The following is a 15,155-nucleotide window of genomic DNA, read 5'->3' on the forward strand; positions in this document are numbered from 1 at the left end:
CGTGAAGACTAACGGCTCGATGGCGCTTTCGTTGGCTTGATGAATTCCACGCGACGGAAGCGCAGCGCCGACCAGTCCTCATCGATGGCGACCGCACGCACCGTATCGAAACCGAGACGCTTCAGCACTGCCCAACCGGTATCGCGATTGAAGTCGCACGTGTAGTTTTTCGACGTGCCCTTCGGATACGCGAACCACAGCACCGCGTCGCCGTCGGATTTCGCGGCGAGAACCTTCGACAGCGCATCGACTTCTCGTTGCCTGGTCGCAAACGCCAGCGCGAACCCGAACGCCGTTGCCGTATTCGGATTGCGTAGCACCTTCACGTCCTTCAGCGCTTCCACTTGGGACTCGAACGACGCGGGCGCGTTCACCACGAGGATCTCGCGCTGGTGCTTCAGCTGGAGTTTGTCGAACACGGCAAGCACGGCGGTCTCCTCTCGCTGCGGAACGAAGCGGACGGGCTGCGCATTTTACTGTCCGTTGCGCCGCCAGCGGGGCCACGCAGTCTTCCGTCAATGCACGCGGTTATTGCCTGGTGGAAAGTCGCCATTCTTTCCAAGCGGAATCTCGATTGTCGTGGCAGGGGCGGTGCTGGGGCGAACGACGAACTTTGATTGTCCTTCGGTCGCACTGGGTCGCCATACGGCGTAGTCGTCCAGGCCGTCGCCATCGTAGTCGCCGGAGAGCGCGAAGTCGGTCGCACTGAGTCCGAAAGCCACGGCAGGCTGTCCAATTCCGCTGCCTGTGTCGCGGGTTGTCCAATTGAGCTGCCCGCCCGCACCGCGAACGATGGTGATGTCGGCCAGCTCGTCTCCGAACTGATTGCCCGTCACGATGATGTCGCTTGGCGTTCCGAAATTGAATGAGCCCTCCGGAGCACCGTCGATTCCGTTGAAGATGCGAAAACTTGCAACCCCCGATCCTGCATTGGCCTGGATCGCCATGTCGGCGATGCCATCTCCGGTGTAGTCGACTCCGCCGGACGCAAAGCTGCCGTTTTCGCCGGTGACAAGAGTGCGGTCGGCGCCACCGGCACTGAGCTTCACCAACGTCTTCGACGCATCGCCCGCTTGCGCACCACTGCGAAACACTGCGAAGTCGGAGCGGCGATCGCCGTCGTAGTCGCCCACGTGCCTGGGGTCGTCGCCCGTGTGTCCAAATGCCTGCGTCAGCAACCGCGTCGGACGGCTCGACCGCCGGACGATGAACTGCGCCGAATCGCCCGCACGCCAGACCGCCGCATCGCCGATGCCGTCGCCGTCCCAGTCACCGGTGAGGAACGTATCGGTCGAGAGACCGAGAGCGAAGCTGTCGACCGCGCCACCTGCAGCCACATGGTTGTCCTTCACGAACCAGGTCACAACGCCGCCCGGGCCGCCGCCGATGTTGCGCACCAGCACGTAACTGCTGCGCCCTGAACCCGTCAGGTCGAACCATGCCAGCTTGCACGAGCCGATCGTCGAAGGGTCGAAGCCCGATCGGAAGAGTGCATCGCTGGCATCGAGGATGCCCAGCTGAGCGCTCGAGACCAGACCGGCGTCCCCCGCAGACAGATCGGCAATGTTGAGCGTCCAGGTGCCGTTCGCATCCGCGGGCGCGAGCCCTGCAAACGCAGCGGTCAACGACGTGGAACAGCCGCCGTGATCGCTCGGCGTCCCGTCCTCGCTTGAGACTCCGCCCGTGCTCGCGCGGTAGCTTGCCGGAGGAATGTTGCCGGATCCGGCGAGCTCGGCCGCTGCCCACAGATCGGTGCCGGCATCGTCGAACAGATAGGTACCGGAGAAATTGGATCCTCGCCCGACGGATGAAGCGGCGCGGTAGGCCAGACGCGAGAAAATCACCAGGCGCGCAGTACCGCCGGGCGACAGGAGTGTCGCGCGCAGATCGCCAACGAACGAGTGCGTCAGAGCAAGCCGCAGACGAACCTGCGCGACCGGCTGGGTGAATCCCGAGACGCTGAACGTGATGTTCGATCCGGACGCGTTGTGATCGGGAATGGGGCCGACCCCGGCGCCTGCAAATTCCGCCGCGTGCAGCGCGTTCGCTGCGAGCATGGCAAGGAGGCCGGCAATAATCCGGTTGGTTCGCTTCATGATGTGGTTCCCCAGTCGTGACCCGATCCCCGGTCAGCGGCGCATCCTAATCGACGCGCCGTGCGTTGGGGAGGCGTATTGCGCCGCACGGTGGCGCACGTGCGGCAGTCGCCCGCACTTCTGAACGGGCAACGGGCAACGGGCAACGAAAATCCCGACCGACCAGCCGCGCCGGACGACAAAACCGCAATGTCCGCTTTCGAGGCGATCTCGCGTAACGGACCCATAGCGGGACTTCACGTCCCCGATGATGTGAATACCGAACCGGCCCGCCATTGACGCGTGCATTCCATGGTTCTGTTTTCAAAAGCATCCCTACCCACGTCAGTCACGCTCATTGCGTGAGGAGAATCGATGAACCAGCCCAATGACCGCCCTGGTGGCCTCTCGCGCCTGCGCAGACCCGATGCACGAACTGCACTCGCCGCAGCGCTCGCTCTTGCGTTTGCAGCCGCCGCCGGCAGCGCAAGCGCGGCAACACAGGTCGTCAGCAACTGCAATGACACCGGCAGTGGCAGCCTGCGTGCAGCGATCACTGCCGCGATGAGCGGCGACACGGTCGACGCAACCGGACTCAGCTGCAGCACGATTTCGCTGTCCACCGGTTCATTGGTCGTGACGGCCGACGATCTGAAGATCAGCGGCGCCGGCCGGTCGCGTCTGACAGTCACGAACGGCGCCAAGTACGGGCGCGTGATCCGTCACGAAGGGACTGGCGTTCTGAATCTCTACGGCATGACGATCAGCGGCGGAGTGGTGTCGCCAGCGGCGACCGAAGCAGGCACGCGCGGCGGCTGCATCTACTCCAACGGAACGGTGAATCTGGGCAATCTTGTCAGCCCGGCCGATCAAGCGAGTGGCGTTTCAGTCGCGGATTGCACGGCGGTCTCCACGCAGGCCAATGTGGAGGCTCAAGGTGGCGGTATTTTTGCGCGTGTCAGTGTGGGTTTGGCGAACAGCACCGTCACTCACTCGCGGGCGGTTGCACAGGACTCTGCGACCAAGTCCACCGGTGGCGGCATCTTTGTCGGGCAAGGGCCGTTTTCGATGAAATACAGCGAAGTCAGCGATTGCGCTGCAAGCGGTCCGACCGGTGTCGCGGGCGGGATTGCTGCGATCTTCGTCAACCAGGTCACCGTCACGCATTCGACGATCGCCGGCAATGCGGCATCGGCGCGAGCCGGCGGCGCGTATCTCGGAACGACCGGCGGGGACTTGGTCTCGATCGACAATTCGACCATTTCGGGCAACACGTCTGAACGCGGAGAATCCGGTGTGGTCACGAACGTGCTGTCGGGAACGACGCCGGGCGCGATTCATATCTATTCCAGCACCGTCACGGGAAACCAGTCCATGTCGACGACGTTCGGGGCGGCCGCCGGGCTGTCCGTGTCGGGTCCGGCGATCCTTCAAAGCACCATCGTCTCCGGCAATACCCGAGTGAACCTGGATTCCGATTTGCGGCTGACCGGCACCAGCACCGGCGCTGACAATCTGGTGGGTGTGTCAGTCGGCAACGCCCCTCCCTCTGCCGGACTCATCACGACCACGGATCCGAAACTGGGACCGCTCGCGAATCGTGGAGGTCCGACACGGACGCATGAACCGCTGATGGGGAGCCAGGCGATCGATCATGGCAACAACACCTTCGGATCAACCACTGATCAGCGCGGTTCCGGGTTCGCGCGAACGCTTGGCGCCACCACCGACATTGGTGCTGTCGAACGCAATCCGGACATCATCTTCGCGAACGGTTTCGACTGACGAGACCGACGACCATCAATGGTGCGCGCGCGTTGGAACGACGCCGCGTTTCGGCAACTCCGGTCAGCGCGCCGCAGGCGATGGGTCGTCGGCCGGTACCCAGTGGCGACTTTCGGCGCAGCTTGACGCCTTGTAGGCGTGATTCACCCAATCGCCACCTTCGATCGTGAACACGATCGAATATTCCTTTCCGCAATCGGGAATGTTGGCCGCGGTCATGCGCGCTGTGACCGGCCCCAGTTGCCCGTCGAGGTGGGCCTCGCCCTCCTCCACGCTGAATTGGCGCACCAGAAAGTAGCCCGCCGGAAGCGTATTCGCAGCGCCTGGCGCGGTCGCAACGATCGGATGGACGCGCCGCAGGGCGTCGCGTGCGCGCGGATCGAGAGACGCCGGCGCCACGATGGTGGCGATGTCGCCTTTGGCATCGATCTGCTTGAACGTGACGACGGCGATCGCATCGAAGTCACGCTGGGTGACCTGGAAATTCACCATCCGCTTGTCTTGCTGGTATTGCAGACCGTTGCAGGCGGACAGGCTGAAACCGATGAGCAGGGTCACGATCATTCGCATGGCGTTGTCCCGTCTTGAAAGAAATGCGGCGTCGGCGAGGATCAGGGAATCATCATCTTGCCGGATCCGCCCGCCGGTGCGACGTCGCGCGCCGGCTGCGCCAACCTGCGCGCTCCGCTGTCCGGTTTTCCATGGTATCGGTGTTTGACCACTGATCACTGCCCATCTCTCCATGCACCCGGGGTTCTGCAAAGCCGTCACCGACGACCGTGGACACCGCCTCCATCCTCTCTTCCATCCTCGTGTCGGCGATGCTTGTGCCGACCTCAATCCAGGTCACGCGATGAACGCACGCAATTCACGATTTTCGTCTGCTGCCAGGGTCGTACTGCTCGGCATTGCCGCGCTCACCGGCCCGTCCCTCTCGTACGCAGCGTGTACGCGCGACGACGCCTTCAACCGGATGATGGCGCTCAGTCAGTTCGGCATGAAACTGCAGGCGGCGTTGCCCGATCCATTGAAGGATCCGCGCGGCTACGAAGCCAACTATCGTCGTGTCGGCAGTTTCAACGAGCGGCTTGGCGCTGTCGGCCAGCCACTGGCCGATGCAAAGTATGACGAAGCCTGCACCGCATACGACGCACTTGCGAAGGACTACAACGTGGACCTTGCCGCGCAAGGCGTGCGTTCGCTGGCGGTCGTCGAGGCCGAAGGCAGGCACCCGCCGAAAACGGGCTGCGATCTGGCGGAGTCGGCGCGACGCTCGATGTGGCTCACCGAATCGTTCCAGACGCATGCGCAAGCCGCAAACGGGTCCCGCGATGGCTGGCAAACCTTCGGCAAGGAGATGGAACCGGTCGGATTGCTGATGCAGCAGGATCCAAACAGGGCGTGTGCGTTGATCGACACCATCGCGGCGAAATACGGCTTTCGGCGGACCGGGAGCTGACGCATCGGCGCTCGACGCCCTGCGACCCGACGCACAGTCGGTATCCGACGGGTGCAGAAGGCGATGCGATCTTCGAGCCCGGTGTCGAAGCCGTCGAGTGAGGCAGGCGTCTGCGGCGACATGTCCAAACCCGACGCGCTGTGTCGTTCTAGAAGGCACACCACCAGGGAATTGCCATGCGCACATCCAATCGATCCACTGCCGTCAATGCGCTCGCGCGCAGTCTGGCCCTGGCACTCGCCGGCGTTGTGCTCACCGACGGCTCTGGCGCGGCTGCTGCGACACCCATGCGCATTCGCGATCTGCCCGCGGCGCCCCGCCAGACCCACGCCGGCCCGACACCCGCCGGCAGCAATCTCGTGGTTACCAACTGTGCCGACAGCGGGCCCGGCAGCCTGCGTCAGGCGATGCTCGACGCACGCAACAACACCATCATCGATTTCAGGCAGCTGCAATGCAGCACCATTACCCTGACGACTGGCGCGCTGACCGACCCGGACACCGATTCGCTGCAGCTGGTCGCCACGCCGGCGATCGTCAGCGGCAGGCCGCAGCCGACGGTGACGATCAACGGTGGCGACGCGAGCCGCATCATCGAACACCGCTCCGGCGGTCATCTGGAACTGACCGGCATTGCCCTTGCGAACGGGCGTTCAACCGCCGGTAAAGGCGGCTGCCTTTATTCGATCGGGCACATCACGCTGACTGCCGTGACGGTCAGCAATTGTTCGTCCGTTGCGACCGGCTCCAGCGCCGCGCTGGGTGGCGGCATCTGGTCCGACGATCAGGTGGATCTGCTGTACAGCACGGTCAGCGGCAATGTGGCGCTCGCCAATACGGGCGGCTATTCCTACGGTGGCGGCGTCTTCTCCTCGTACGGTGTCTATTCGCTTTTCAGCACCGTGCAAGGCAACCGCGCGACCGGCTTCGGTTACGGCGGTGGCGTAAGCGTGGTGGGGTATGCCTCACTGAGATCATCGACGATCAACGCAAACACCGCAGCCTACGGTGGCGGTCTCGCGTTGTTCAGCGGGGGCACTGGCCCGGGTGACTTCCGCATCCGCAACAGCACCATTGCGTCCAACCATGCCACGGGATTCGCCGCAGGCATCGAAGTGATCGGATCGCTGACGATCCACAACAGCACCATCGCACTCAACGTGAGCGATCATGCAAATACGGCAACCATTGCGGCCGGCGTCATGATGGAAGGCACGCATCAACTCACGCTGGTCAGCTCGATCGTTGCGCGCAATACGCAGGGCGGCGTCGCACACGACGTCGGAGGGTTCGGAACGATCGACGGCAGCGCCAATCTCGTCATGAGTTCCAGCCTGACACTGCCGGCCGGCACGCTCACCTCCGATCCGATGTTGAACGTGTTCGGCAACTACGGTGGACAGACCAACCTGCTCGGACTGAAGCCGGGCAGCCCTGCGATCAATGCCGGCAGCAATCCGTTGAACACGCTGTGCGACCAGCGCGGCGGAACGCTCACACCGTCGTTTGGAATGACCGGCATCTATCAGCGGGTGGCTGGCAACGCCCCGGACATTGGCGCGTTCGAATACGCTGCCGGCGACCTGCTGTTCGCCGATGGCTTCGAAGAGGTCGCGCTCTATTCGTGTTATCCGACCTGACCGGTCGTGGTGGCCGTCGCCGACGTTATTGCGGCGCGGCGACAATGGCCTCGAGATCCTGTCCATGGGAAATCTCGAGCGTGTGTCCGTCGGGGTCGCGAATCAGCGCCCAGTAGCCGACAGGCGGATCCATCTGCTCCGGCTCTCACGCCAGGCAGCCCTTGTGGCGCGCGAGGTTCGACAGGCGATCCACCTCCGCGTGCGACGACACGCCAACACCCAGGTGCGCCATGGGAAGCAGGGGCTTGATCTCGCCGGCCGTTTCCATGAGCACGATGGCAAAGGGTCGGGTGCGATCACTGACCCATGCGACGCCTGGGCGACGATGCACGACCGTCATGCGGGCGTACTGCGCATAGAACGCAATGCTCGCTTCCAGCGAGTGAACGGGAAGCGCGATGTGCGTGAGCCCGATGTCGCCCATGCCGCCAAACGAAGCCTTGGAATCGTCGCCCGGATCTTGCTCGGATGAAGCGCCACGATCAAGGAGCGGGAACCGGGGTGCTGCGTGGTGGTCGATCGGCGTCGTGCGTCGGACCTCGCCAGGGTGCGCTCACTGCGCGCGCCGCAACGACGCTGCCGCTAGCCTCCATCGCGCAAGTGCGCAAGCAGCCCGACCGCGTAGGGGTTGACGCCCTCCAGCGCGCCGGGCTGCGCCGGCAACAGGGACAGTTTCTGCTGCGCCTCCGCACTGCGCCCGTTCGCAGCCGCGCATGCAGCAGCGAGGATGGTCGCTTCGATCCGCGCGGCGTCACTCGCTTTCGCGATGGCGAGCACGGCATCGAGGGGCGCGCAATCGCTGGGCATGCGCTGCATTCGCAGAAGCAGGCGCGCATGTTGCAAGCGCGGACCAGCCGCTGCAGGACCCGCAAAGTGCGCGCCCTTGCCTTCGGTGTACGGCAATACCCGGGACGCGTAGTCGAGCGCATGCGCATAGTCGCCCGTTCCTTCCAGCGCAGTCGCCATGGCTGACATTGCGCGCACCGAGGCGCGGCCGGTCGATTCGTTGCGGCGCTCCGAAACCGCGAGACTTTCCTGCAGATAGCCAATCGCGCCGGCGTTGTCGCCGGCGAGCGCGTGCGCCGAGCCGACGTTGACGAGAATCTCGGCAATGCGCCGATGGTCCGGCTGCAGATGCTTGCGCTCCAGCGCGAGCACGCTGTCCATCACCGCGACCGCCTCGGGATAGCGCTTGAGATTGCGCAGCGCGACTCCCCAGCTGATCATCGCAGGCACCGTGCGCGCGTCGCCCTTGCCGTAGATCGTGTCGACGAGATCGAGCGCCTCGCGACACAGCCTCTCTGATTCTTCATAGCGCTTTGCGCCGTCCAACGCGAGCGAGTACGCATGCGCGATCAGCGCACGGCGCGCCAGCGGCACATCGGTCGTCGCCTGCGCGGCGTGATAGCTGGTTTCGATCTGGCGGATCGCTTCGGACGTGCGCCCGAGTGCCTTCAGCACGACGCTCGACACCGGCAGCATCTGCACGACGTCCTCCGATACCGCGCCCTCGCGTTGCAGGCGCACTGCGTAGGCCCGTTCGAGATACGGCCACGCGTCCTGGGCGCGATCAAGGTTGCTGAGCGCAATGCCGGTGGATGAATCCACGCGCGCGCTCAGCAGCGGTTCGTCGATGCCGTTGTCCTCGATCATCCGGCGCACCACGCCGTATTGTTCGAGCGTGTCCTGATAGCGGCTGTTGGTCGACATCGCCGACGCAAGCGCGATGCGTGCGTTGATTTGCGCACGTAGCGATCCGCTCGCGATTGCGGCATCGAGCGCACGCTCCATCAACGCCTGTACCGCCTTGCCATCGCCGAGGCCGGAGTGCGCGCGGCCCATCGCGACCAGCAACGCGGAGCGCGTCGCGGAATCGAGATCGGTCTGCGCGTCGATCCCGGCGACTCCTCGCGCGAGCAGATCGGTTGCGGTGGGATTGCGACCGTCGGTATTGGCCGGATCCGCGTCGGCAAACACGCCCGTCAGGAAGTTCACCACCGCATCGGACTTGCGCGCCTCGGACTGCGCCACGTCTCGCTGCTCGCGCGCGACGCGTCCCTGCCAGACCGCGACACCCAAACCGCCGACCAGCGACAGCAGCGCGACCACTGCGAACCCGGTTGCGAGCGCATGTCGCTGCAGGAAGCGCGTCGCGTGATAGGAGACATTGCCACGCCGCGCCTTCACCGGTGATTGCGCAAGATACGCACGCACGTCATCGGCCATCGCCTCGACCGAGGCATAGCGCTGCTCGGGCTCCTTGCGCAGTGCCTTGAGCACGATCGCATCAAGATCTCCGCGAAGACGCGCGCGCAAGGTGGCCGGCAGCAGACTGCGTGCGTGCGCAAACGCAGCGGTTTGATCGTCCTCCTGCACCGCGATCCGCGACGGTCGCTGTGGCTCCTGCGTCAGGATCGCCTGCTCGTAGGCCGCCGGCGTCGATCCTTGCGCGCCATACGGCCGCCGGCCGGTGAGCAATTCGTACAGCAACAATCCGAGCGCATGCACATCGACTGCTGTCGTGACCGGGCGGCCCTGGATCTGCTCCGGCGCGGCGTATTCGGGCGTGAACGCGCGCAGCGCCGTCGCTGTTGCAACGCCGGCCGCACCGGGCTGAAGCAGCTTTGCGATTCCGAAATCAAGCAGCTTCACCTGGCCGTCCATATCGACGAGGATGTTCGAGGGCTTCAGGTCGCGATGCACGACGAGGCTGCGATGCGCATGTGCGACCGCATCGCACACCGCCAGAAACAGCGCGAGCCGTTGCGCGACCCCGAGGCGCGCGCCATCGCAATACGCGGCGAGCGTGGAACCGTCGACGTATTCGAGCACCAGGAACGGCTTGCCCTCCTCGGTCACACCGCCGTCGAGCAGACGCGCGATGTTCGGATGATGGAGCGTCGCGAGAATCTGCCGCTCGTCGCGAAACCGCTGCAGCAGTGCGTCCGCATCCCAGCCGGCGCGTACGAGTTTCACCGCGGCCCGCTGTACGTACACGCCGTCGTCGCGCTCGGCGAGGTACACCGCGCCCATGCCGCCGCGCCCGATTTCGCGCTGCAGACGCCAGGCACCGACCCGTCGCCCGATCAGTGCATCGCGCTCCCGCTGATGCGCCTGTTCACCCAGCGCATCGACCAGTTCAGGGTTGGCGTGGACCAGTGCCGATGACGCAGCCGCTTGCGCATCGGCGCGCAGCATGGCGTCGACTTCACGTCGGATCGCGGGCTCATCTGCGCATGCTGCGTCGAGAAACGCGGCGCGCTCGTCGGCCGGCAAATCGACCGCGCGGTCGAACAGGCCGCGGATGCGTTGCCACACGTGGCTGTCCATGTGCTGTGATCTCCCCGCAAGTCCGCGGAAGAGTGCCACATCCGGCAGGGCTGCGATGCAGCAACGGCATGCGTGCCTGCGAGTGCAATTGTACGATCTCCGGCCTCTTCGATTCCCGCGAGGTTTGGCGTTGCTGCTGGCTCCGCTGTTGTCTCGACCGTCGCCGAAGCAGGTCAGTGTCGTTGCAGAAATGCAGCCACGGTTGCGCGACAACCTTCGATCTCCTCGCGGGAAAGCGACGACGCCACTGCAAACGAGGGTCCTCCCGCCCAGTGGAAATCCAGCGAGTAGCTGTCACCATCGGTCCATCCATGCGTACGAACATCGAAGCTCCTGAGCGCGCCGACGGGAAACGCGCGGGTTCTGTCGCGACCAACAGGCGACCACTCGACGAATGACACCCTCCCGGCTTTCGTATCGATGGTGGTCCGTCGATCGCGTCCGCCCAACGCAATCAGCATGAGCAGCGCGCTCACCACCAGGGCGCCAACAGACACCGCTGCGGCGAACACAAAAAACGGATTCCAGTACGATCGCCAGGCGACGCCGATAATCAGTTCGTATGGCGCGAGCAGCGGGACCAGCGCGAGCGCGCCATACACGCAGCGCTGCGGCCAGCCGATCAACGCGGTGATTTCAAGCAACCCATCGTGCTCGGAGAGATGCACGCTCATCGCGTTCGATTCCAAAGACGCTGTGATCCAACGGTCCCGCCACACGCGGGTGCGGTAATGCTTCAGCGAGCATCATTGACGGCGAAATCCGCCAGCATCTTACGTGACCTGCGAAGTCGTGGTGCAGACTGACCTTGCGTGCACTGCAGTGGCCCATTCGATAGGGATCGGCAGGTTGATCGGGTCGCCTGTCGATTTCACGCCGCGATGTTCGTCGTGTGAGTCGAAGGCCGCCGAGCTGGCCGGCCAGGAAAAGGCGGGACGACGTGACGCTCTATCTGATTTCATTCAACGACGGCGCAATGACGTTTCCCGACGCGCAGTTGCACGAGGTCGCCAAGGCCGCACACGCCGTGATCCAGCAGGCAAAAGAGGCGGACGTCTTCGTTTTCGGCGGCGGGCTCGGGGATCCTGCCGATGCACGCGTCGTCTCCACGGACGGCACGGTGAACGACCTGCCGGTCCCGGGCCGCAGGGATTTCATTGGCGGCTTCACCGTCGTTGACGTTTCCAGCCGGAGCGTCGCACTGGAATGGGCAGCGAAGATCGCAGCGGCGTGTCGCTGCCCGCAGGAGGTGCGCGCATTCAGTGCGGACCCGAACCGCTGAACGCCACGCGGCGAATGTTTGCAACGCGCCGCCGCTCCCGCGCGACGCGTCTTGCAGATCTCCGCACGCACCGTGCTCAATCCTTCTTCGCAGATCGTGCGCGTCTTTCCGAACCAGAGGTCCATGATGAATGTTTCGCGTGGGGAGTCGTCCCGTCTTCGTCCTCTCGCGGTGCTCGGCATCAGCGCCGACGAGGAACTCGTCTACCGTGCGTTGCTGACCGGTATCGCATCGACTGCGGAAGAAGTCGCGCGTTCGCTCGCGCTGCCGTTGCGCAAGGTGCAGCGCCTGCTCGACGCGATCGAGGCGCGCGCGCTGGCCACGCATTCGCCGGAGCGACCACGCCGCTACATCGCCGCATCGCCGGAACTGGCGGTCGAGGCGCTCATCCATCGCGGCCAGGCCCATCTCGAGCGCGCGCGCGCCGCCATTCCGGAACTCAAGAAGCAGCGAAGCGCCGCAGCCGTCGTGCCCGACCACGATTCGGTGATTGAGCTGATCACCAACCGGGACGCGGAGCGCCAGAACTTCGAGCGCATGCACCAGCTGGCGCGCAAGGAGGTCGTCTCGCTGGTGCGCCCGCCGTTGCGGGTATCCCGACTGGACATTCCCTGCGAAGAGGACCAGCACTACCAGACGCTTGCCCGGGCACGTGGCGTGCGCTATCGCAGTATCATCGACCACGACTACCTCGCGTTGCCGGGTGCGTTCGAGCACGTGCGTTGGGACATCCGTGCCGGCGAGGAAATCCGGGTGTTTCCGTCGCTGCCGTTGAAACTCGTCGTCGCCGATCGGCATATCGCCTTCATTCCGCTGACACTCGAACATGCGGACAGTCCAACGCTGCTGGTCCGCCCATCGGCATTGCTCGACGCGTTCGTCGCCCTGTTCGAAAGCCTGTGGGAACGTGCCACGCCGCTCGCGCTCCGCGATGACGGAAGCGTCAGCGAAGTGACGCACGCGGCGCCTGTCGATGCAGACACCGATGCGCTGCTCTCGCTGCTTGCCGCCGGACTCAATGACAAGGCAATCGCCCACGAGGTGGGAATTTCGTCGGCAACGCTGAGCCGGCGCATCGCCGACCTCATGGGATCTCTCGACACGCGCACGCGGTTCCAACTGGGTTGGCGTGCGGCGCTGAAGGCGTTCCCCGATCGTTCGGCACAATCAGGGCGCGATGCATGAAGCGCGACGATTCGCGCGCGCGCGAGTGGTGGTGCGTCGACACGTGCGACGCATGATGGACATCCATCACGATAGAAATTGATCACGCCAAGGTGTTGATTCATCGCTCGAGGGCAAAACATACTCGACCGATCGCACGCCGTTGCGCGTGCCGACTCATCACCGGGGACATCGTTCATGAAATCCACATCGTGGTTGCCGAGCGCTCTCATTCTTCTCGCAGCAGTCGTGTCGACGACCGACGCGCGCGCAATCCAATCGCAGCAGGCCAACCGGTGGGCCGGTTGGCCTGCACCCGCGCTTCAGTTCGCGCCTCCGCCGACGCGCATCTCGGGCTCGCCCGATTGGGCGGAACAGGAAGTGATTGCAGACGATGGCCAAGCCGCCGACCTCTACGGTTTCGATGTGCTGGTGCGCGGCGACCTCGCGTTCGTCAGCGCAGCGGCGCCGATTTATCGGCCCGGCAAGGTCTACGTGTTCGCCAAGGTGGCCGATGCCTGGATGCAGACGCAGGTGATCACGGCGACACAGGATCCGTCGGCGCCCCCGAACTGGTCGGATTTTTTCGGCTGGTCGCTGGCGTTGTCCGGCGATCGCCTGCTGGTCGGCGCGCCCTTTGCGTTCGACCCGATGATGGGCCCGATCGGCGCGGCCTATGTTTTCACCAACGTCGCGGGCACGTGGACGCAGACCAGCGCACTCACGGCGACGATTCCAACGGCGACCGATTATTTCGGGTGGGCCGTCACACTGGCGGGAAACACGGCGGTCATCGGCGCGAACAGCCACAATCGCGGAGCCAACGGCACCGAGGGCGCGGCGTACGTGTTCCTCGATGAGAACGACGCGTGGACGCAGACCCAGTTGCTGGAAGGCAGCGACAGCACGCCGGGTGACGGCCACCAGTTCGGCAACGCAATTGCATTCGACGGCACCACGCTTCTGATCGGCGCCCCCGGCGCGGACTATTCGTCGACAGGCGTCTATTTTCCCGGTGCCGCTTACCGGTTTGGAAACGTCGGAGGCACGTGGACCGAAACCGCAAGACTGGTGCCCGACGACAGCGCCAATGGCGATCAGTTCGGCTTTTCGCTGGCAGCGTCGGCGGACACGGCGTTGATTGGCGCACCCGCGGCGACGATTGGCGCGAACTCGCACCAGGGCGCGATCTACGCATTCGATCTCGCCGGCGGCGCGGGCCAGCAGGTGCAGAAACTCGTCGCCTCCGACGGAGTCGCGTTGAACCAGTTCGGACAATCGGTTGCACTCGCCGGCGACACCGCGGTCGTCGGGCAGTGGCGATTTGACGATGACCCGAATCATCCCGCTCCGGAGCCCGCACCGGGCGAGGCCTATCTGTTCGAACGCAGCGCCGGCGTCTGGTCGCAGGCGCATGTCTTCGCAGCCAGCGACGGCACGCCAGGTGATTCATTCGGCTGGTCGGTCGACGCGGATGGCACCAGCGTGCTCGTCGGAGCGCAAGGCAATGTCGGCGCAAATACCTTTCAGGGAACGGCCTATTTCTACTCGCCGCAGATCGACGACGTGATTTTCGCCGATGCGTTCGAAGGAACGGCGCGCTGACGCCGAACTCCAACGACGCACCACGTACCGGGTCAACAAACGTCGCGGTGCGCGTTCACCGCGTCGACGAATGTCGACGCGGTCTCTAGCCGGGAATGTTCGGCTCGACCAGGTTGGCAAGCTGCGCCAGCGATTCCTGCCATCCGAGATAGCACATCTCGACAGGAATGACGCCGGGGATTCCTTCCTGCACGACGCTCAGCTCCGTTCCGCACGACACCTTCTTCAGTGACACGGTGACCTGCATTTCGCCGGGAAGGTTTGGATCGTCGAACCGGTCGGTGTAGCGGATGCGCTCGTTGGGCACGAGTTCGAGATACTCGCCGCCAAAGGAATGTCCATTCCCTGTCGAGAAATTGTGGAACGTCATCTTGAACATGCCACCGACGTTCGCATCGAACTGCTGCACCGTGCAGAGGAACCCGTAGGGCGGAAGCCACCTCGCGATCGCGCCGGCATCGAGGAATGCGCGGTAGACCTTCCCGGGCGTGGCGCGCAGCACGCGGTGAAGACGAACGGTGCCTGTAGCCATGATCCAGCTCCTTTCAAAGAAATGGGACGACGGTTCCACAACCTGCATTCTGGCTCGATTCAACCGCCACGGGCACGATGGCCGCAATCGCACTGGTCACATGCCCGTTCGTGAGGCGCTTCACGAAACCAGCAGCACGATCGAAAGAAAGCAGATGGGTAACAGCACGATCGCCTTGCGCCATCCGGTGAGTTCGCCCACCTTTCGAAAACCCGAATAAATCGAAATGCCCGGGCGAAACGCAAGGATCGCCGCAACGCCCATCAGAATTCCACCGATGATA

13 protein-coding genes are annotated in these 15,155 nt (G+C 64.3%); 6 read left to right on the plus strand and 7 right to left on the minus strand.

The genetic code is table 11. The annotated features are described in order from the left end of the window. Positions 1-8 precede the first annotated feature (8 nt). Both ABIV12_RS02395 and ABIV12_RS02400 read right to left on the minus strand, forming a co-directional pair. Entirely contained in the window at positions 9-428 is a 420-nt protein-coding gene (locus ABIV12_RS02395) for a hypothetical protein (RefSeq protein WP_348055848.1), read from the minus strand. Positions 429-515: 87 nt separating this feature from the next. After that, positions 516-2,096: a hypothetical protein gene (locus ABIV12_RS02400; RefSeq protein ID WP_348055850.1), complete on the minus strand. Its 1,581-nt coding sequence runs from the start codon at positions 2,094-2,096 to the stop codon at positions 516-518. Between the two features lie 354 nt (positions 2,097-2,450). On the opposite strand from ABIV12_RS02400, the gene ABIV12_RS02405 reads away from it, so the two are divergent. Continuing rightward, on the plus strand, positions 2,451-3,860 hold the full coding sequence (locus ABIV12_RS02405; RefSeq protein WP_348055852.1) for a choice-of-anchor Q domain-containing protein: 1,410 nt from the start codon (positions 2,451-2,453) through the stop codon (positions 3,858-3,860). A gap of 63 nt (positions 3,861-3,923) precedes the next feature. Here the strand turns inward: ABIV12_RS02405 and ABIV12_RS02410 are convergent, their stop codons facing one another. Further along, positions 3,924-4,430, minus strand: coding sequence for a hypothetical protein (locus ABIV12_RS02410; RefSeq protein ID WP_348055854.1), 507 nt, complete (start codon positions 4,428-4,430; stop codon positions 3,924-3,926). 283 nt (positions 4,431-4,713) lie between these two features. Here ABIV12_RS02410 and ABIV12_RS02415 point away from each other — a divergent pair, with 283 nt between their 5' ends. Both ABIV12_RS02415 and ABIV12_RS02420 read left to right on the plus strand, forming a co-directional pair. Then, a complete protein-coding gene (locus ABIV12_RS02415; protein WP_348055856.1) occupies positions 4,714-5,319 on the plus strand; it encodes a hypothetical protein in 606 nt (201 codons plus the stop codon). A gap of 176 nt (positions 5,320-5,495) precedes the next feature. Continuing rightward, positions 5,496-6,959 (plus strand): choice-of-anchor Q domain-containing protein, encoded by a 1,464-nt coding sequence (locus ABIV12_RS02420; RefSeq protein WP_348055858.1) that lies wholly within the window; start codon positions 5,496-5,498, stop codon positions 6,957-6,959. Positions 6,960-7,104: 145 nt separating this feature from the next. Here the strand turns inward: ABIV12_RS02420 and ABIV12_RS02425 are convergent, their stop codons facing one another. The 3 genes from ABIV12_RS02425 to ABIV12_RS02435 all read right to left on the minus strand — a co-directional run bounded on the left by ABIV12_RS02425 (position 7,105) and on the right by ABIV12_RS02435 (position 10,963). Next, positions 7,105-7,383: a VOC family protein gene (locus ABIV12_RS02425; protein WP_348055860.1), complete on the minus strand. Its 279-nt coding sequence runs from the start codon at positions 7,381-7,383 to the stop codon at positions 7,105-7,107. Positions 7,384-7,541: 158 nt separating this feature from the next. Further along, the gene (locus ABIV12_RS02430) at positions 7,542-10,289 is read right to left on the minus strand and encodes a serine/threonine-protein kinase (protein WP_348055863.1); all 2,748 of its coding nucleotides are present in this window, start codon (positions 10,287-10,289) and stop codon (positions 7,542-7,544) included. Between the two features lie 173 nt (positions 10,290-10,462). Continuing rightward, entirely contained in the window at positions 10,463-10,963 is a 501-nt protein-coding gene (locus tag ABIV12_RS02435) for a hypothetical protein (RefSeq protein WP_348055865.1), read from the minus strand. Between the two features lie 266 nt (positions 10,964-11,229). Here ABIV12_RS02435 and ABIV12_RS02440 point away from each other — a divergent pair, with 266 nt between their 5' ends. From ABIV12_RS02440 to ABIV12_RS02450, 3 genes are all read left to right on the plus strand, one after another. Then, on the plus strand, positions 11,230-11,571 hold the full coding sequence (locus ABIV12_RS02440) for a YciI family protein (protein WP_348055867.1): 342 nt from the start codon (positions 11,230-11,232) through the stop codon (positions 11,569-11,571). Positions 11,572-11,697: 126 nt separating this feature from the next. Next, positions 11,698-12,756, plus strand: coding sequence for a helix-turn-helix domain-containing protein (locus ABIV12_RS02445; protein ID WP_348055869.1), 1,059 nt, complete (start codon positions 11,698-11,700; stop codon positions 12,754-12,756). Positions 12,757-12,933: 177 nt separating this feature from the next. Next, on the plus strand, positions 12,934-14,340 hold the full coding sequence (locus tag ABIV12_RS02450) for an FG-GAP repeat protein (protein ID WP_348055871.1): 1,407 nt from the start codon (positions 12,934-12,936) through the stop codon (positions 14,338-14,340). Positions 14,341-14,425: 85 nt separating this feature from the next. On the opposite strand, the gene ABIV12_RS02455 is transcribed toward ABIV12_RS02450, so the two are convergent. Further along, the gene (locus tag ABIV12_RS02455; RefSeq protein ID WP_348055873.1) at positions 14,426-14,872 is read right to left on the minus strand and encodes an SRPBCC family protein; all 447 of its coding nucleotides are present in this window, start codon (positions 14,870-14,872) and stop codon (positions 14,426-14,428) included. Between the last annotated feature and the right edge of the window lie 283 nt (positions 14,873-15,155).

Origin of the sequence: Dokdonella sp., assembly GCF_039926425.1 — a bacterium.
Taxonomy (GTDB): domain Bacteria; phylum Pseudomonadota; class Gammaproteobacteria; order Xanthomonadales; family Rhodanobacteraceae; genus Dokdonella_A.

Bases quoted from the DNA above. Each gene is read 5' to 3' on its own strand.
- ABIV12_RS02450 (WP_348055871.1), top strand. From the start codon at position 12,934: ATGAAATCCACATCGTGGTTGCCGAGCGCTCTCATTCTTCTCGCAGCA.
- ABIV12_RS02420 (WP_348055858.1), top strand. From the start codon at position 5,496: ATGCGCACATCCAATCGATCCACTGCCGTCAATGCGCTCGCGCGCAGT.
- ABIV12_RS02410 (WP_348055854.1), bottom strand. From the start codon at position 4,430: ATGCGAATGATCGTGACCCTGCTCATCGGTTTCAGCCTGTCCGCCTGC.
- ABIV12_RS02445 (WP_348055869.1), top strand. From the start codon at position 11,698: ATGAATGTTTCGCGTGGGGAGTCGTCCCGTCTTCGTCCTCTCGCGGTG.
- ABIV12_RS02430 (WP_348055863.1), bottom strand. From the start codon at position 10,289: ATGGACAGCCACGTGTGGCAACGCATCCGCGGCCTGTTCGACCGCGCG.
- ABIV12_RS02435 (WP_348055865.1), bottom strand. From the start codon at position 10,963: ATGAGCGTGCATCTCTCCGAGCACGATGGGTTGCTTGAAATCACCGCG.
- ABIV12_RS02425 (WP_348055860.1), bottom strand. From the start codon at position 7,383: ATGGGCGACATCGGGCTCACGCACATCGCGCTTCCCGTTCACTCGCTG.
- ABIV12_RS02405 (WP_348055852.1), top strand. From the start codon at position 2,451: ATGAACCAGCCCAATGACCGCCCTGGTGGCCTCTCGCGCCTGCGCAGA.
- ABIV12_RS02400 (WP_348055850.1), bottom strand. From the start codon at position 2,096: ATGAAGCGAACCAACCGGATTATTGCCGGCCTCCTTGCCATGCTCGCA.
- ABIV12_RS02415 (WP_348055856.1), top strand. From the start codon at position 4,714: ATGAACGCACGCAATTCACGATTTTCGTCTGCTGCCAGGGTCGTACTG.
- ABIV12_RS02455 (WP_348055873.1), bottom strand. From the start codon at position 14,872: ATGGCTACAGGCACCGTTCGTCTTCACCGCGTGCTGCGCGCCACGCCC.